The organism is Kitasatospora sp. NEAU-CNBT7, assembly GCF_057220535.1.
Window position 1 is genome coordinate 527,332 of the sequence record NZ_JBXQQB010000001.1, and the last position, 17,308, is coordinate 544,639.

Consider the following 17,308-nt stretch of genomic DNA (forward strand, 5'->3'; position numbering starts at 1 on the left):
CCAACCTCAAGATCCGGGTCGGCATTCCGTGCGAAGTCTGTGGACCGGCAGCCCGATCCGTATTACGGTTGGAATATGAGCGAGAAGGCCAAGTTGAGCATCAGCCTCGAAGAGGAGCTCGGGGCTAGGCTGCGCGCCGTCGCCGCGCAGCGCCGGGAACAGATCTCCACTGTCGTCACTCACGCCCTGGTGGACTACTTCGCCAACGAGGAACGTCGGCTGGACGGCCTGGCCGCCATGGCTGAGTACCAGCACGAGCACGGCGTGTTCACCGCCGACGAGCGTCGGGCCGCCTCGGAGCGGGTCGATGAGCTGATGGGCTGGACCACCGGGTCGGAGCGGCAAATCGCGTGAACGCCGTTGTCTACGACTCCGGGGCGTTGATCGCCGCGGAGAAGAACGACCGGGCTTTCGTGGCCCAGCACGAGACTCTTCTGTCCGCGCGAGTGCGGCCTTTGGTGCCGGCAGGCGTCCTGGCGCAGGTCTGGAACGCGCGATCGTCCTCGGCGGTCCTCCACCGTGTGCTGCGCGGCTGTGAAGTCCTTGCGTTGACGGAGGAACGGGCCAGAGCGGCAGCCGAGCTCTGTTACCGTGCGGGCAGCCGCGACGTTGTGGATGCGAGCGTTGTCCTGGCATCCATCGAGCACCTCGATGCGCCCATCCTCACCGACGACCTGGGAGACATCGGCCAGCTCGTGGAAGCCTCCGGACATACGCACATCAAGGTCGCCCGCCCGTAGCTGACGATGCGTGGATTCCGTGTCCAGAACGTCCAGAAGTCCAGAGTTGTGATCTTGCTGCGGAAAGTCCGCCAGGGACAGATCCTTTCCGCCTGTGGTGAGCCATCCCCCATCGGGCTGCGGAAGCATTCCGGCGGTCGCCGCCCGGGCCTGCCGGACGGTGGGGCGGGTGCGGGTCTACGCTGGCGGCGGCTGCGGGTGGTGCTGCGCGGCCGTCATGGTGTTCGAGGCGACGACAGGCGGGTTGCGGCATGAAGTACGTGGTCAGGGAACGGCTGTTCGCGGTGGGCGACGACTACTGGATCGAGAGCGAGGACGGCGAGAAGGCCTTCCTGGTGGACGGCAAGGTGCTGCGGCTGCGGGACACCTTCGAGCTGAAGGACGCGGCCGGGCAGGTGGTGGCCGTGATCAAGGAGAAGGTGCTCACGGTCCGCGACGCGATGAAGATCGAGAACGCCGACGGGGACGTGGTCGCGACCGTCCGCAAGAAGCTGTTCACGCCGTTCCGCGACAAGTACCACGTGGAGTTCGAGGACGGCCGGGAGTGGGAGATCCACGGCGACCTGCTCGACAAGGACTTCCGGATCGAGCAGGACGGCGACGAGATCGCCGAGGTCTCCCGCAAGTGGTTCACCATCCGGGACGCGTACGGCGTCAAGGTCGCGGACGGGATCGTCGGCGCCGACGCCGGGCTGGTCCTGGCGGTGGCGGTCTGCGTCGACCAGCTGGTGTCGCACAACGACTGAGCGGGCCGCGGGAACGGCCACTCGGCCGGTCCGGGGCCGGGGCGATGGGATATGTTTTGCCGATCCTTGACGCGAGGGGGACCCCGGCATGAACGACATCGTCAACGGCCTCGGACACGCCGCCGTGTTCGGCCTGGTCGGCATAGTCCTGCTGCTGCTCGGCGTCGGCCTGGTCGACCTGCTGACCCCGGGCCGGCTCGGCCACCAGATCTGGCAGGAGCGCAACCGCAACGCCGCCCTGGTGCTCAGCTCGGCACTGCTCGGGATCGGCGGCATCGTCTTCACCGCGATCCTCTACACCTACGACGAGTTCGCCAAGGGCCTGGCGTCCACCGCGCTGTTCGGGCTGCTCGGCCTGGTGCTGATGGCGGTCGCGTTCTGGCTGGTGGACCTGCTCACCCCCGGCCGGCTCGGCGCGATCCTGGTCGACCCCGAGCCGCACCCCGCGGTGTGGGTCACCGCCGCGTGCAACATCTCGGTCGCCGCGATCGTGGCCGCCGCCATCGCCTGAGCCTGAGCCTGAGCCGGGGCCGGAGCCGGGCGCCCGGAGCCCAGACCGGGGCCCGGACCCGGAGCCGGGCCCGAAGCCCGGAACCCGGTCCTCAGCCCGCCGCCAGCCGCTCGCTCAGCCGGGCCCTGGCGGCGGGCCACTCGTCCTTCAGCATCGAGAACCACACGCTGTCCCGCCAGCTGCCGTCCGGCCGCCGCTTCGCCCGCCGGAACGTGCCCTCGTAGCTGGCCCCGAGCCGCCGGATCGCGTTCTGCGAGCGCTCGTTGAGGTGGTCGGTCTTCCAGCACACCCGGCCCATGCCGAGCTCCCCGAAGGCATGCTCGAGCAGCAGCAGTTTCGCCTCCGTGTTGACCTCGGTGCGCCAGACCGAGCGCCCGTACCAGGTGCCGCCGATCTCCAGCAGCTCGTCCTCGGCGCTGAAGTCGAAGTAGCAGGTCACTCCGACCGCGCGGCCGGTGGCGAGCCGGATCACCGCGAACGGCAGGCAGCGCTCGTCCGCGATCCGGGCGTCGTTGGTCTCGCGCAGCTCCTGCTCGGTGCGGGGCACGGGGACCGGGATCCAGCGCCAGACCTCCTCGTCCCCGCCGGCCGCCTCGAACAGGTCGGGGACGTGGGCGCGGTCGAGCGGCTCCAGGCGGACGTGGCGGCCGGTCAGGGTGACGGGGACGGGAAGCTTCGCGGTCATGGGGCAGAAGCTAACCCCAGTTTGAACTAGATGCAAGAGGTATCTGTACTAGTGCAATGATCGCGGGGAGCGAAAAGGCCCCGCACCGAGGTGCGGGGCCCAGTCGTGGCCGGCCGGACGAAGCGCCGGAGGACGGCTCGGACGAACGATCGGATGAGCGATCGGACGAAACGATCAGATGAACGAGTTGATCTGGATCGTCTCGGTCCGGCCCGGGCCGACGCCGATCGCGGAGATCGGGGCGCCCGACATCTCCTCCAGCGCCTTCACGTAGGCCTGCGCGTTCTTCGGCAGGTCGGCGAAGGTCTGGGCCTTGCTGATGTCCTCGGTCCAGCCCGGCAGCGTCTCGTAGATCGGCTTGGCGTGGTGGAAGTCGGACTGGTTGTACGGGAGCTCCTCGACGCGCTTGCCGTCGATCTCGTACGCGACGCAGACCGGGATCTGCTCCCAGCCGGTCAGCACGTCCAGCTTGGTGAGGAAGAAGTCGGTCAGGCCGTTGACCCGGGTCGCGTAGCGGGCGATCACCGCGTCGAACCAGCCGCAGCGGCGGTCCCGGCCGGTGGTGACGCCGCGCTCGCCGCCGATCCGGCGCAGCGCGTCGCCGTCCTCGTCCAGCAGCTCGGTCGGGAACGGGCCCGAGCCGACCCGGGTGGTGTACGCCTTGAGGATGCCGATGACCCGGTCGATCTTGGTCGGGCCGATGCCCGCACCGGTGCAGGCGCCGCCCGCGGTCGGGTTCGACGAGGTCACGAAGGGGTACGTGCCGTGGTCGACGTCGAGCAGGGTGCCCTGGCCGCCCTCCAGCAGGACGACCTTGTTCGCCTTCAGCGCCTCGTCCAGGACGAGGGTGGTGTCGGCGAGGAAGGGCCGGATCTTGTCGGCGTAGCCGAGGTACTCCTCCACCACCAGCTCGGCCGGGATGGCGCGGCGGTTGTAGAGCTTGACCAGCAGTTGGTTCTTGTCGTGCAGCGCCGCTTCGACCTTCTGGCGCAGGATCGACTCGTCGAAGAGGTCCTGGACCCGGATGCCGACGCGGTTGATCTTGTCCGCGTAGGTCGGGCCGATGCCGCGGCCGGTGGTGCCGATCCGGCGCTTGCCGAGGAAGCGCTCGGTGACCTTGTCCAGGGTGCGGTGGTACGGGGTGATCAGGTGGGCGTTGCCCGAGATCAGCAGCTTCGAGGTGTCGATGCCGCGCTCGTTGAGGCCGCTCAGCTCGGAGAGCAGCACACCCGGGTCGATGACCACGCCGTTGCCGATGACCGGGACCACGTTCGAGCTGAGGATGCCGGAAGGCAGCAGGTGCAGTGCATACTTCTGGTCGCCGATGACCACCGTGTGGCCGGCGTTGTTGCCGCCCTGGTAACGGACGACGTAGTCGACGGAGCCACCGAGGAGGTCGGTCGCCTTCCCCTTGCCCTCGTCCCCCCACTGGGCGCCAACGAGCACGAGTGCCGGCACAGGCGTACACCCCTTCCGGTTGGGGCATCCTGCGTAGGCCGCAGTCTGACCCGAGATAGACGAAGCCCCTGGCGCAATAGCGCAAGGGGCTCTTGCACCGAGAGATTACCTGAGGAAGGACCGGTCGTGTCGTCCCTGTCCACGCCCGCAGCCCACCGCGCGGACCACGGTGGGCCCGGTCCGCTCCTGGTGATCCTCGACCCGGCGGCGAAGCAGGCCGACGGGGAGTCGGTGCGCGTCGCCAAGGACGTGCTGTGCGGCGGCGCGGACGTGAAGGTGGCGCTGCCCGAGAGCCCGTCCGAACTCGACCGGGTCCTGTCGCACCGCGGCCGTCGCCGGCCGGTGGTGATCGGGGCCGATCCGGCGCTGCAGCGGGTGCTGCAGGCGCTGCACCGCCAGCGCGAGTTGGGTACCGACCCGGTCGGCGTGGTGCCGGTCGGCCGGCCCGTCGCGACCGGTGCGCTGCGGGCCCTCGGGGTGCCGGTGGAGCCGGTCGCCGCGGCCCGTGCGGTGCTCGCGGGCACCCCGCGCAAGCTGGATCTGCTGGTGGACGACGGGGGCGGGGTGGTGCTCGCCGAGGTCCGGATCGCGCCGCCGCGACCGGGCGACAGGCTGAGCCGTTCAGGTGGCTTGCGTTCGCTATGGGCGAAATTCGCTGCGGCCGAGCAGGCGACCGCCTCGGTGCACGGTCCGGCGGTCGAACTCAGGGTCGAGGCGGACGGCCGGCTGCTGGCCGATCTGCACCAGCGGGTCCGGCTGCTGCGGGTGGCGCCCGTCGACGGCGTGCTGGAGCTGACCCTGCGGCTGGACGGCCTCACCCACCGGCAGCGGGTCGCCAGTCTCACCGTGACCGGCCGGCACTTCGGCTACGAGGCCGACGGCGCGCCCGTGGGGCCGGTCCGGGCGCGCACCTGGACGGTGCACGCCGGGGCGTGGGAGCTGATGCTGCCCGCCGGGTGAGCAGCATCACGTCCGGGCGCGCGGCGCGACGGTGCGTCAGACCCCCGACCCGCCCGCCGGGCGCGCGTGACAAGGGCACGCGCCGTCCCGTCGAATTGCCCGCCGGGAAATGCCGTGGTGTGTAAGGGGTTTTGTCTACGCGCGTCGCCATTCGATCGGCCAATAACCGGGGCCTCCCCTGTTCGGGAAGGCGTACGGAACTGCCCTAGACTCGAAGGCGTGCCACGTGGTGACGGACGACTCAATCACGATCTTCTTCCCGGCGAGAAAGGACCCCAGGACGCTTGCGGCGTCTTCGGAGTCTGGGCCCCCGGCGAGGAAGTCGCGAAGCTCACGTACTTCGGCCTCTATGCCCTGCAGCACCGCGGACAGGAATCCGCGGGCATCGCAGTGAGCAACGGGTCCCAGATTCTGGTCTTCAAGGACATGGGACTCGTCTCCCAGGTCTTCGACGAGACCTCGCTGGGATCCCTGCACGGGCATATCGCCGTCGGACATGCCCGCTACTCGACCACCGGGTCCTCGGTCTGGGAGAACGCCCAGCCGACCTTCCGTGCGACCGTCCACGGTTCGCTCGCCCTCGGGCACAACGGAAACCTGGTGAACACCGCCGAACTGGCGGCGATGGTCGCCGAGCTGCCCGGCGAGGAGCACGTCTCACGCTCCGGCCGGACCGCCGCGACCAACGACACCGACCTGGTGACCGCGCTGCTGGCCGGCTACCCGGACCTGTCCATCGAGGACACCGCCAAGCAGATCCTGCCCAAGGTCAAGGGCGCGTTCTCGCTGGTCTTCATGGACGAGCACACCCTGTACGCGGCCCGTGACCCGCAGGGCATCCGCCCGCTGGTGCTCGGCCGCCTGGAGCGCGGCTGGGTGGTCGCCTCCGAGACGGCGGCGCTCGACATCTGCGGCGCCTCCTTCATCCGCGAGGTGGAGCCCGGCGAGCTGATCGCCATCGACGAGAACGGCATGCGGACCTCCCGCTTCGCCGAGGCCAAGCCCAAGGGCTGCGTCTTCGAGTACGTCTACCTGGCCCGCCCCGACACCTCCATCGCCGGCCGCAACGTGCACCTCTCCCGGGTGGAGATGGGCCGCAAGCTGGCCAAGGAGGCGCCGGTCGAGGCCGACCTGGTGATAGCGACCCCCGAGTCCGGCACCCCCGCCGCGATCGGCTACGCCGAGGCCAGCGGCATCCCGTACGGCTCCGGCCTGGTGAAGAACGCCTACGTCGGGCGCACCTTCATCCAGCCCAGCCAGACCATCCGCCAGCTCGGCATCCGGCTCAAGCTCAACCCGCTCAAGGAAGTCATCCAGGGCAAGCGCCTGGTCGTCGTGGACGACTCGATCGTGCGCGGCAACACCCAGCGCGCGCTGGTGCGGATGCTCCGCGAGGCGGGCGCCGCCGAGGTGCACATCCGGATCTCCTCCCCGCCGGTCAAGTGGCCCTGCTTCTTCGGCATCGACTTCGCCACCCGGGCGGAGCTGATCGCCAACGGGATGACCGTCGAGGAGATCGGCCGCACGCTCGGCGCGGACTCGCTGGCGTACATCTCGATCGAGGGCATGATCGAGGCCACCGCGCAGCCCAAGGACAACCTCTGCCGGGCCTGCTTCGACGGCGAGTACCCGATGGAGCTGCCGGACCCGGCGCTGCTCGGCAAGCTCCTCCTGGAGGCCGAGATCGCCGGGAGCCAGAAGCCCCCGGCCGTCCGCGGCAAGCCCACCAGCGACCTGGACGGCGTCCAGTCGCTGATCGGCGGCCACGGCGCAGCCGACGCCCTGCGGCGCCCGTAGGAAGGGCGACGCACCGGCCATGCACCAGCAGGGGCGCGGGGAACCACCCGCCCGGGGCACGTACTCCGTGCCGGGCGCACGGTTCCCGGCGCCCCTGTCCCGGTTGTGCCGGGTGCCCCAAGGTTTCCACCCCCCACTGACCCGGAAGGGCCACAGCACGTGACCAGCAACCAGACCGGTGCCACCTACGCCGCCGCGGGCGTCGACATCGAGGCGGGCGACCGCGCCGTCGAGCTCATGAAGCAGTGGGTGCGCAGGACCGACCGGCCCGAGGTGGTCGGCGGCCTCGGCGGCTTCGCCGGCCTCTTCGACGCGTCCGCCTTCAAGCGCTACGAGCGCCCGCTGCTGGCCTCCGCCACCGACGGGGTGGGCACCAAGGTCGCCATCGCGCAGGCGATGGACAAGCACGACACGATCGGCCACGACCTGGTCGGCATGGTCGTCGACGACCTGGTGGTCTGCGGTGCCGAGCCGCTGTTCATGACCGACTACATCTGCGTCGGCAAGGTGCACCCCGAGCGGGTCGCCGCCATCGTCAAGGGCATCGCCGAGGGCTGCACGCTGGCCGGCTGCTCGCTGATCGGCGGCGAGACCGCCGAACACCCCGGCCTGCTGGGCCCGGACGACTACGACGTGGCCGGCGCCGGCACCGGCGTGGTGGAGGCGGACGCGCTGCTGGGCGCCGAGCGGGTCCGGGCGGGCGACGTGGTGATCGCGATGGCCGCCTCCGGCCTGCACTCCAACGGCTACTCGCTGGTGCGCCACGTCCTGCTGAACCAGGCCGGCTGGAAGCTGGACCGCCAGGTCGAGGAGTTCGGCCGCACCCTCGGCGAGGAGCTGCTGGAGCCGACCCGGATCTACTCGCTGGACTGCCTGGCGCTCACCCGCGCCACCGAGATCCACGCCTTCTCGCACGTCACCGGCGGCGGCCTGGCCGCCAACCTGGCCCGGGTCATCCCGGACGGCCTGCACGCCCGCCTGGACCGCGGCACCTGGTCCCCGCTGCCGGTCTTCCGGACCGTCGCCGAGGTCGGGAAGATGGCCGCCCTGGAGATCGAGAAGACCCTGAACATGGGCGTCGGCATGGTCGCCGTGGTCCCGCCGGAGTCGGTCGACGTGGTGCTGGCGATCCTGGAGGACCGCGGCATCGAGTCCTGGCTGCTCGGCGACATCGTGGACCGCTCCGCCGAGCACGACGGCGGCGCCGCGCTCTACAACTCCTACGACGGGTTCGAGCTGGCCTGACCGGCCGGTGGCCGGCAGCGGGGCCCCCGGGATCTCCCGGGGGCCCCGCTGCTCTGCCTGCTGCCCCCGCCGCTGCCGCCGGCGGCCCGCGGGCACGCCGAAGACCGGCCCGGCGCTGGTGGAGCGCCGGGCCGGCCCGGAGTCAGCTGTTTACGCCCGGCGACGGGACTGGCCGCTGTCGGCCTCCGCCTCGTCGTCCTCATCGTCGGCGTAGTAATCCGCGTACGCCGCGTAGGGATCGTCGTCCTCGTCCTCGATCGGCTCAGGCTCGATCGAAGCAGGAGCCGGCGATACGCCCAGCTCACTGGACAGACGGTTTGCGTCGAACCCGCCGCTGTTGTACTTCAGCTCGCGGGCGACCTTCGTCTGCTTGGCCTTGGCCCGGCCGCGCCCCATGGGTCGACCCCCTCAACGATGGGGCTCACGGCCCCGAGTCTGACACGTGTGGATCATCAGGCCGGCCGCCCTGAGTGGGAGAGCCGTCCCTTGGAGCATTAACGGTACCTGTTTCCGCCGCCGTACGGTACGTCTCGCGTGTGACGTGGCGCGCACCGTCGCCCCCCGAGACCAGGTCCATCCAGGTCACAGGAGGGTTTTCGGGCTTTTGCAGGCTGCCCGGAGCTTGGCCGGACCCGTCGTACCCGCAGAGATTATCCCCCGCCGGAGGCCCGAGGATCCCCCGATCGGGCTACGAACTGAGAATCCGGTTCCACATTGTGATGCGAGGGGGGCGAATCGGATCCGCCCCCCTCACCCAGCGTCAGGCCCTGCGTGCACCCGGCAGCAGGACCGAGCGCAGCGCACTGATCTCCCGCATCCGCTTCTCGGCCAGCCGGTCGGCCGCCACCGCCGGCGGCACGCCGTCGAGCGCGGCCCGGGTGAAGATCTCCAGCGTGGTGTCGAAGATCTTGGTGGCCTTGTTCTTGGCGCGCTCGAAGTTGAAGCCCTCGATCTCGTCGGCGACCTGGATCACGCCGCCGGAGTTCACCAGGTAGTCCGGCGCGTAGAGGATGCCGCGGTCGGCCAGGTCCTTCTCGACCCCGGGGTGGGCCAGCTGGTTGTTGGCCGCGCCGCAGACCACCGCGGTGCCCTCCGCGCCCAGCGCGGCCACCGTGAGGTCGTCCAGCGCGCCGCCGAGCGCGCAGGGGGCGTAGACGTCCAGCTTGGCCTGGAGCAGGGCGGCGGTGTCGGCCACCACCTCGACCTCCGGGTGGGCCGCGCGCACGCGGTTCACGGCGGCCTCGGAGACGTCCGTGATCACCACGCTGGCGCCGTCCGCGACCAGGTGCCCGACCAGGTAGTGGCCGACCTTGCCGACGCCCGCCACGCCGACCCGCTTGCCGCGCAGGGTGGGCTGGCCCCAGCGGGCCTGCGCGGAGGCGCGCATGCCCTGGAAGACGCCGAAGGCGGTCAGGATCGAGGAGTCGCCGGCGCCGCCGTGCTCCGGCGAGCGGCCGGTGACGAACTCGGTCTCCCGGGCCACCACGTCCATGTCCTGGACGTAGGTGCCCACGTCGCAGGCGGTGATGTAGCGGCCGCGCAGGGACTCCACGAAGCGGCCGTAGGCGCGCAGCAGCGCCTCGGTCTTCACCTCGTTCGGGTCGCCGATGATCACGGCCTTGCCGCCGCCCAGGTCGAGGCCGGCCAGCGCGTTCTTGTAGCTCATGCCGCGGGACAGCCGCAGCGCGTCCTCCAGCGCCTCCTCCTCGGTGTCGTACCGGTGGAAGCGGGTGCCGCCGAGGGCCGGGCCCAGGGCGGTGGAGTGGATGGCGATGATCGCCTTGAGACCGGAGGACCGGTCGTGGCAGAGGACGACCTGCTCGTGCCCGTCGCCGGCGGCGCCGTCCTGAGCGGTACCGAAGATCCTGCCGAGCACGCCGGGTGCGGGGTGCGAGACGGATGCGGTGTGTACGTCGGTCACTGTGGTGACTCCAGTAATTGCGGGCCCGCGGCGGTGGTGCGGGCGTCTGTGTGGAAGCCTAGCCCTGGAGGTGGGCCCGGATCTGCCCCCTGACGGTCCCTGAGGCATAACGAGCGGACCGCCCCGTCGGCACCCTCCCCGGTGGCCCGGGGTACGTGCGACGATGCGGTCTGTGACCGCTGTGCGAACTTCGGTGATCCCGCCCTACGCCGCCCACCTGCGGGTGTACGAGCCCCTCGCCGCCTACCCGGAGCCGGACCGGACCCGCTGGCAGGCCTGGGCCGCCGCGCACGGCCCGGACGCGGACGGCCCCCGGCGGCCGGTCTCCGGGGCGGCGCTCGCCGAGCAGCGCGCGGCGCTGGCCGAGCTCGCGGCGCGCACGCCCCGCCCGCTGCCGGAGCACGAGGACGGCCGGGCCTACGTCAGGGTGGTGGACGGGGTCACCTACGTCTGTCCCTGGACCACCCGGCTGCGCAGCTGGCAGGCGCTGGAGGAGCTGTCCGCGGCGCTGCCGGTCGCGCTGCTGGACACCGTGCTGCCGCCGGCCGTCCGGGCCGCCGCGGTGGCCGACCGGGAACGCTGGCGGGCCGCGCACCCGGACGCCCGGCCGTGGATCCTGACCAGCCGCTGGGAGGTGCCGCTGCGCTGGTTCCCGCTGTTCGGGGAGGAGGACCGGCGCTACCTGCCGGCGGTGCCGGACCGGGGTGAGGGGGGCGGGGCCGAGCCGGCCGCCCTCTTCTACCTGACCTCGATGGTGCAGGCGCGCCGCCGGGTGGCCCGCGGGTACCGGGCGCTGCGGCTGCGGCCGTCCTCCGGGTCCGGGGAGCGGGAGGCGCGTTCGCGCGCCCTGGTGAAGGGGGTGGAGCAGGTCGGGCGGTGGCTGGAGGAGTTCCACCCGCGCTCGCTGGTGGAGCTGGACTACGGCGGCCTGGTGCACCTGCTCGGGCCGCGCTGGCTGGCCGAGGAGCGGTCGGTCGGGGAGATCGAGGCGGGCCTCGCCGCACTGCGCTCCGGGGACGGCGCGGCGGCCGCCAGGGCGTACGAGTCGGTGACGGCGCGTTGGCGGCAGGTGCTGGCGCTGCGGCAGAGCAGCTGAGCGGCCGGGCGCAGGAGTCGGCGGGCGCAGGAGCGGGCGGGAGGGCCGGGCTGACGGCCGTTCACGCCGGGGCCGCCGGGGTCTGGCCCGATGTCAGTGGGCCGGGTGAGGATGGAGTGAGGAAGGTACGGACCTTCGGCCCTGTCCGGGCGACCATGGTCCCGGTTCGGGTCAATACCTGTCGAACGTGACACTACTCACCGTTGACGCGAACTTACCCCTATGTGCAAAAATGGGACAACCAGCCCAAGTTCACTCAAGTGTGTCCACTTTTGGGTGGATCTGCCGGTGGTGTGTGCTTTGCGGAGAAACAGCGGGTCTGGTCCTGTCGTAACCGGATGTCACCGTGGGGTGACTGTCCGCTATGGGAGGGTCCATGGCCATCCGTCGCTCTTGAACCCGTGAGGGGTCAATTTTGGCGGTTTGGTCGATGGGGCTGGACGGATGGTGTAGTTGTAGACACCAGGACAAGCCGTTCGTCCTATAACCGACTCGGCCCGTCTGTGCCATTTCGGGCATCGCGGGCCAAGGTGCAGAATTTGAAGGATAGAACCGCCCTGGTTCGGTTCTCCCGAGGAGGCCGCTCATGACCGCTCGTACCCCTGACGCTGAGCCGCTGCTGACGCCGGCAGAGGTAGCCACGATGTTCCGCGTTGACCCGAAGACGGTGACCCGTTGGGCCAAGGCAGGCAAGCTCACGTCTATTCGCACTCTCGGCGGCCACCGCCGGTACCGTGAGGCGGAGGTGCGTGCTCTGCTGGCCGGGATTCCGGCGCAGCGTACCGAGGCCTGAGGGCCTCGCTGAAGTCTTTCCGAAGGGGCTGTATCCCTGGACTCCGCCGGGTCCGGGATGCGGCCCCTTCGGCGTGCCCGGAATCCGTTCCGCCGGGCCCGGAGGCGGGCATTCCTATTGGGGCTGGTGGGGGTGGGGGCAATTAGCGTGAATGCATGTGCAATTTTATATATTAAATGGCGACGTGTCCGAGGGGGGTCCATCCTGTGTGGTCCCGGGAAAAGATACGTGACGACCGTCACTCGCCCGTTACCTTGTGGTCTAGACCTAGACTGGGGTAAGCGGGCCTGAGGGGGAGTCAGGAAAAACAGCAAGGCCCGGAACCTTGCGGTTCCGGGCCTTGCCTCACTGCGATCCCGACGGGACTTGAACCCGCGACCTCCACCTTGACAGGGTGGCGAGCTAACCAACTGCTCCACGGGACCAGAGATCTGATCCTTGCCCGCCTGCTCTCGCCTGCGAACAAGACAGATCGTACTGCATGTGGGGCCCCCAGGTCGAACCGGCCGCCGGCGGCCCCCGCCGCAGCTCAGAGCGTGCCCGCGGCGGCCTCCATCGCCTTCAGGATCCGCTTCTCGGAGACCGGGCTCGGGGTGCCCAGGCCCTGCGCGAAGAAGCTCACCCGCAGCTCCTCGATCATCCAGCGGATCTGCCGGACCTCCGGCGACGGCTGCCGGCCGGCCGGGACCCGGGCCAGCAGCTCGCCGTAGGCCCGCTGCACCTCCTGGACCTTCTGCAGGTGCTGCAGGTCCCGCTGCGGATGGTTGGGCAGCGCCTCCAGACGGCGGTCGACCGCGATCAGATAGCGCTTCAGGTCGGGCAGCCGCTGCCAGCCGGTCTCGGTCACGAAACCCGGGTGCACCAGCGAGGCCAGGTGCAGCCGGATGTCGTTCACCGCGGTCAGCAGGACCGGGCTGCTCACCGACTTCAGCCGGTTCGAGGCCTTCTGGAAGGCGATCAGCGCGGTGGCCGTCTTGAGGGTGGTGTCCGCCGACAGCTCGTACAGGTCGGCCCGGACCTTGTCGTACAGCTTGGTGAACGACTCCTCGTCCCAGGCCGGGCCGCCGTTCAGGGCCATCAGCCGGTCGGTGGCGGCCGCCACGATGTCCTCGAACAGGGCGGGCACCGAACCGTGCGGGTTGTTCGACAGGGCGAGCTTGGCCTGGTTGCCCAGCCGGCCCTGGATCGACTTGGCCGGGGAGTTGACCCGGAGCATCAGCAGCCGCCGGGTGCCCGCCCACATCGCCTGCTGCTGGTCCTCCGGGGTGTCGAACAGCTTGATCGCCACCGACTCGCCCTCGTCCACCAGCGCCGGGTACGCCCGCAGCGAGTGGCCGCGCGAGCGCTGCTCGAAGGTGCGCTGCAGGGTGGGCAGGCCGGCCGGCCAGGCGTCCAGCCCGCGCTGCTCGATGCCCTTGCCGGAGGCGGCCGAGGAGAGCGTCTCGCTCAGTTTGGGCTTGAGCTTGCGCCGCAGCTCCTCCAGGTCCTTGGACTCGGCCAGCTTCCGCTTGCCGTCCACCACCCGGAAGGTCACCTTCAGGTGGTCCGGCACCCGCTCGTCGTCCCAGGCCTCCGGCGGGATCACGATCCCCGACATCCGCTGCAGGACCCGTTCCAGGGTCGGCAGCAGCGGCTCCTGACGGTCCTGAACCTGCTTCAGCGCGGCCGCCGCGAAGTCCGGGGCCGGGACGAAGTTGCGGCGCAGCGCCTTCGGCAGCGCCCGGATGTAGGCGGTGACCAGCTCGGCCCGCAGGCCCGGGATCTGCCAGTCGAAGCCCTCACCGGTGACCTGGTTGAGCACCGGCAGCGGGATGTGGACGGTGACCCCGTCCGCGTCGCTGCCCGGCTCGAACTGGTACGTCAGCCGGAACCGGAGCTTGCCCTGCTGCCAGTGGTCCGGGTAGTCGGCCTCGGTGACCCCGTCGGCCGACTCGTTGATCAGCATCGACTTCTCGAAGTTCAGCAGGTCCGGCTGCTCGTGCCGGGCCTTCTTCCACCAGGAGTCGAAGTGCCGGGTGGAGACGATCTCCTCCGGCAGCCGGGCGTCGTAGAAGTCGAACAGGGTCTGGTCGTCGACCATGATGTCGCGGCGCCGGGCCCGGTTCTCCAGCTCCTCCACCTCGGACAGCAGCGTCCGGTTCTCCGCGAAGAACCGGTGGTGGGTCTCCCAGTCACCCTCGACCAGGGCGTTGCGGATGAACAGCTCGCGGCAGAGCTCCTGGTCGATCCGGCCGTAGTTGACCTTGCGCTGGGCCACGATCGGCATCCCGTACAGGGTCACCTTCTCGTAGGCCAGCACCGCGCCGGCCTTCTTCTCCCAGTGCGGCTCGCTGTACGTCCGCTTGATCAGGTGGCCGGCCAGCGGCTCCACCCACTCCGGCTCGATTTTGGCGTTCACCCGGGCCCACAGCCGCGAGGTCTCCACCAGCTCGGCCGACATCACCCAGCGCGGCGGCTTCTTGAACAGCCCGGAACCCGGGAAGACCGCGAACCGCGAACCGCGGGCGCCGCCGTACTCGCGCTTCTCCACGTCGAACAGCCCGATGTGCGACAGCAGGCCGGAGAGCAGCGCCTGGTGGATCCGGTCGGCGTCCGGCTCCGCGTCCGGGTGCGGCTCGTCGATGGTCACCCCGAGCTGCTTGGCCACCGTGCGCAGCTGGGTGTAGACGTCCTGCCACTCCCGTATCCGCAGGTAGTTCAGGAACTCGGACTTGCACATCCGGCGGAACGCCGAGGAGGAGAGCTCCTGCTGCTGCTCCCTGACGTAGCGCCACATGGCGAGGTAGGAGAGGAAGTCGGAGGTCTCGGAGGTGAACCGGCGGTGCCGGTCGTCGGCGGCCTGGCGCTTGTCCGCCGGGCGCTCGCGCGGGTCCTGGATGGAGAGCGCGGCGGCGATCACCATCACGTCGCGGACGCAGCCGAGCCCGTCGGCGGTCAGCACCATCCGGGCCATCCGGGGGTCGACCGGCAGCTGGGCGAGCTTGCGGCCGAGCGGGGTGAGCCGCTTGCGGTGGTCCTTCTCCTCCGGGTCGAGGGCGCCGAGCTCGTGCAGCAGGGCGACGCCGTCCTTGATGTTGCGCGAGTCCGGCGGGTCCAGGAACGGGAAGGCGGCGATGTCGCCGAGGCCGGCCGCGGTCATCTGGAGGATCACCGAGGCCAGGTTGGTGCGCAGGATCTCGGCGTCGGTGAACTCGGGGCGGGAGAGGAAGTCCTCCTCCGAGTACAGCCGGATGCAGATGCCGTCCGAGGTACGGCCGCAGCGGCCCTTGCGCTGGTTGGCGCTGGCCTGGCTGACCGCCTCGATCGGCAGCCGCTGCACCTTGGTGCGGTGGCTGTAGCGGGAGATCCGGGCGGTGCCCGGGTCGATCACGTACTTGATGCCGGGGACGGTCAGCGAGGTCTCGGCGACGTTGGTCGCCAGCACCACCCGGCGGGAGTTCGACCGCTGGAAGACCCGGTGCTGCTCGGCCGAGGACAGCCGGGCGTACAGCGGGAGGATCTCGGTGAACTTGAGTTTCAGCTTGGTCAGGGCGTCCGCGGTGTCGCGGATCTCCCGCTCGCCGGACAGGAAGACCAGGATGTCGCCCGGGCCCTCGGCCTGGAGCTCCTCGACCGCCTCGCAGATCGCCTGCACCTGGTCGCGGTCGCGGTCCACCTCCTCGTCCTCGGCGCCCTCCTCGACGATCGGCCGGTAGCGGACCTCGACCGGGTAGGTGCGGCCGGAGACCTCGACGATCGGCGCGCCGTGGAAGTGCTCGGCGAAACGCTCCGGGTCGATGGTCGCCGAGGTGATCACGACCTTGAGGTCGGGGCGGCGGGGGAGCAGCTGCTTCAGGTAGCCGAGCAGGAAGTCGATGTTGAGGCTGCGCTCGTGCGCCTCGTCGATGATCAGGGTGTCGTACTGGCGCAGCTCGCGGTCGGTCTGGATCTCGGCCAGCAGGATGCCGTCCGTCATCAGCTTGACCAGGGTGTCCGGGCCGACCTGGTCGGTGAAGCGGACCTTCCAGCCGACCGCCTCGCCGAGCGGGGTGTCCAGCTCCTCGGCGACCCGGTCGGCGACCGTCCGGGCGGCGATCCGGCGCGGCTGGGTGTGGCCGATCAGGCCCTTCACCCCGCGGCCCAGCTCCAGACAGATCTTCGGGATCTGGGTGGTCTTCCCGGACCCGGTCTCACCGGCGACGATCACCACCTGGTGGTCGCGGATCGCCGCCAGGATCTCGTCCTTCTTCTGGCTGACCGGCAGCTCGGCGGGGTACCGGATCGCCGGGACGGCCGCCCGCCGCTGCGCCACCCGCAGCTCGGCCTTGGCGACGTCGGCGGCCAGCTCCTCGGCGATCCTGAGGCGGGCCTCGGGGTTGCGGACCCGGCGGGTGCCGTCCAGCCGCCGGCCGATCCGCTGCTGGTCGCGGAGCATCAGCTCGGGCAGCCGGGCGGCCAGCGCTCCGATGGTGGCTGCATCGGCGGGCTGGGATACGGGAGAACTCACGGGGGGCATCCCTCTAGGTTGCAGGGAGGCACGGGCGGGGCGCACCTCGGTTTTTCAACGCCTCAAGTGTCACAGAACCACGGGAGAGGGCGGTGAGGCGGCCGGGGCGGGGGCGTGAGCCGGCCGGGTGCTACTTGCGGGCGGGCGTCCACTTCATCCCGAACCGGTACGTCCGGGAGATCACGTCCTGGATCCCCGGCCCGTCCGCGGGCGTGAACCAGCGCACCTCGCGGCTGACCACCAGCTCCCCCTTCTGCCGCTGCAGCAGGGCGATGGCGCAGGCGTGGGCCCTGGGCGGGCAGTCGTCCAGCCGGACCTCGAACCGGTCGCCGCGGTCGGAGGAGAGGGTCACCACCGCGTCCAGCCCGCGGAAGTCGCCGGCCCCCTCGTAGATGTAGACGAAGAGCAGCAGCTTGGCGAAGCCGCTCTGGTGGTCGAGGTTGATGGTCAGGTTCTCGCCGGTCGCGACGGCGCCGGTGCGGTCGTCGCCGTCCAGCGCCACGTACGGGAACCGGTCGACCGAGCCGAAGGAGTCGCCGAGCGCCTGGACCGCCGTCCGGCGGCCGTCGGTGAACTTGACCAGGCAGCCCAGGTCGAGATCGATGTCGCGCGCCGCGCCGGCCCGCAGACCGGCCCGGATGCGGTGCAGCAGGCCCGTGGCCTCCTTGGCGGTGGCGAGGGCGGCCGCCCGAGGGGAGGTCCAGTTGAGGTTGACCCGGATCAGCCCGGAGGTGACTCCGCGCTTGGTGAGCGAGACGGCGGGTGCGGTCTTGGTCAGGACGACGTGGCTGGGACGGGACATGGGTGGGCCGCCTTCCGGAGGTGTCCGTCGCTGCCCGGGGCGGGCGGGACCGCTGCCGGCCCGCCGTG

Annotated in this window: 15 protein-coding genes and 1 tRNA gene; 9 read left to right on the forward strand and 7 right to left on the reverse strand. The window is 70.6% G+C overall.

Annotated elements, in window-relative coordinates; genetic code table 11:
* Positions 1–75 precede the first annotated feature (75 nt).
* From AC2TEW_RS02370 to AC2TEW_RS02385, 4 genes are all read left to right on the forward strand, one after another.
* Positions 76–354, forward strand: a complete 279-nt coding sequence (locus AC2TEW_RS02370) for a hypothetical protein (RefSeq protein WP_484621557.1) — start codon at positions 76–78, stop codon at positions 352–354.
* The gene (locus AC2TEW_RS02375) at positions 351–740 is read left to right on the forward strand and encodes a twitching motility protein PilT (protein ID WP_484621558.1); all 390 of its coding nucleotides are present in this window, start codon (positions 351–353) and stop codon (positions 738–740) included. The genes AC2TEW_RS02370 and AC2TEW_RS02375 overlap by 4 nt, the downstream gene beginning before the upstream one ends.
* Before the next feature lie 251 nt (positions 741–991).
* Complete coding sequence (locus AC2TEW_RS02380; protein WP_484621559.1) at positions 992–1,486, forward strand: LURP-one-related/scramblase family protein; 495 nt, start codon at positions 992–994, stop codon at positions 1,484–1,486.
* An 88-nt stretch (positions 1,487–1,574) separates the two neighbouring features.
* A complete protein-coding gene (locus tag AC2TEW_RS02385; RefSeq protein ID WP_484621560.1) occupies positions 1,575–1,997 on the forward strand; it encodes a DUF350 domain-containing protein in 423 nt (140 codons plus the stop codon).
* 91 nt (positions 1,998–2,088) lie between these two features.
* Here the strand turns inward: AC2TEW_RS02385 and AC2TEW_RS02390 are convergent, their stop codons facing one another.
* Together AC2TEW_RS02390 and AC2TEW_RS02395 are read right to left on the reverse strand one after the other, a co-directional pair.
* Positions 2,089–2,682, reverse strand: a complete 594-nt coding sequence (locus tag AC2TEW_RS02390; RefSeq protein WP_484621561.1) for a GNAT family N-acetyltransferase — start codon at positions 2,680–2,682, stop codon at positions 2,089–2,091.
* Between the two features lie 174 nt (positions 2,683–2,856).
* Complete coding sequence (locus AC2TEW_RS02395) at positions 2,857–4,140, reverse strand: adenylosuccinate synthase (protein ID WP_033823607.1); 1,284 nt, start codon at positions 4,138–4,140, stop codon at positions 2,857–2,859.
* Positions 4,141–4,266: 126 nt separating this feature from the next.
* On the opposite strand from AC2TEW_RS02395, the gene AC2TEW_RS02400 reads away from it, so the two are divergent.
* From AC2TEW_RS02400 to purM, 3 genes are all read left to right on the forward strand, one after another.
* Complete coding sequence (locus tag AC2TEW_RS02400) at positions 4,267–5,100, forward strand: diacylglycerol kinase family protein (RefSeq protein ID WP_484621562.1); 834 nt, start codon at positions 4,267–4,269, stop codon at positions 5,098–5,100.
* Between the two features lie 219 nt (positions 5,101–5,319).
* Complete coding sequence (gene purF, locus AC2TEW_RS02405) at positions 5,320–6,897, forward strand: amidophosphoribosyltransferase (protein ID WP_484621563.1); 1,578 nt, start codon at positions 5,320–5,322, stop codon at positions 6,895–6,897.
* A gap of 159 nt (positions 6,898–7,056) precedes the next feature.
* Positions 7,057–8,142, forward strand: coding sequence for a phosphoribosylformylglycinamidine cyclo-ligase (purM, locus tag AC2TEW_RS02410; protein ID WP_484621564.1), 1,086 nt, complete (start codon positions 7,057–7,059; stop codon positions 8,140–8,142).
* A gap of 150 nt (positions 8,143–8,292) precedes the next feature.
* Here purM and AC2TEW_RS02415 read toward each other — a convergent pair whose 3' ends face one another.
* Both AC2TEW_RS02415 and AC2TEW_RS02420 read right to left on the reverse strand, forming a co-directional pair.
* Positions 8,293–8,538 (reverse strand): DUF3073 domain-containing protein, encoded by a 246-nt coding sequence (locus AC2TEW_RS02415; RefSeq protein WP_033823604.1) that lies wholly within the window; start codon positions 8,536–8,538, stop codon positions 8,293–8,295.
* Between the two features lie 364 nt (positions 8,539–8,902).
* The gene (locus tag AC2TEW_RS02420; RefSeq protein ID WP_484621565.1) at positions 8,903–10,063 is read right to left on the reverse strand and encodes a Glu/Leu/Phe/Val dehydrogenase dimerization domain-containing protein; all 1,161 of its coding nucleotides are present in this window, start codon (positions 10,061–10,063) and stop codon (positions 8,903–8,905) included.
* A gap of 172 nt (positions 10,064–10,235) precedes the next feature.
* Here AC2TEW_RS02420 and AC2TEW_RS02425 point away from each other — a divergent pair, with 172 nt between their 5' ends.
* Entirely contained in the window at positions 10,236–11,159 is a 924-nt protein-coding gene (locus AC2TEW_RS02425) for a DUF8083 family protein (protein WP_484621566.1), read from the forward strand.
* Between the two features lie 586 nt (positions 11,160–11,745).
* Positions 11,746–11,952 (forward strand): developmental transcriptional regulator BldC, encoded by a 207-nt coding sequence (gene bldC, locus AC2TEW_RS02430; RefSeq protein ID WP_014137253.1) that lies wholly within the window; start codon positions 11,746–11,748, stop codon positions 11,950–11,952.
* Between the two features lie 351 nt (positions 11,953–12,303).
* Here the strand turns inward: bldC and AC2TEW_RS02435 are convergent.
* The 3 genes from AC2TEW_RS02435 to AC2TEW_RS02445 form a co-directional block, all read right to left on the reverse strand.
* A tRNA-Asp gene (locus AC2TEW_RS02435) sits at positions 12,304–12,377 on the reverse strand.
* Positions 12,378–12,481: 104 nt separating this feature from the next.
* Positions 12,482–16,447: an ATP-dependent RNA helicase HrpA gene (gene hrpA / locus AC2TEW_RS02440; protein WP_484621567.1), complete on the reverse strand. Its 3,966-nt coding sequence runs from the start codon at positions 16,445–16,447 to the stop codon at positions 12,482–12,484.
* 121 nt (positions 16,448–16,568) lie between these two features.
* A complete protein-coding gene (locus tag AC2TEW_RS02445; protein ID WP_484621568.1) occupies positions 16,569–17,240 on the reverse strand; it encodes a hypothetical protein in 672 nt (223 codons plus the stop codon).
* Between the last annotated feature and the right edge of the window lie 68 nt (positions 17,241–17,308).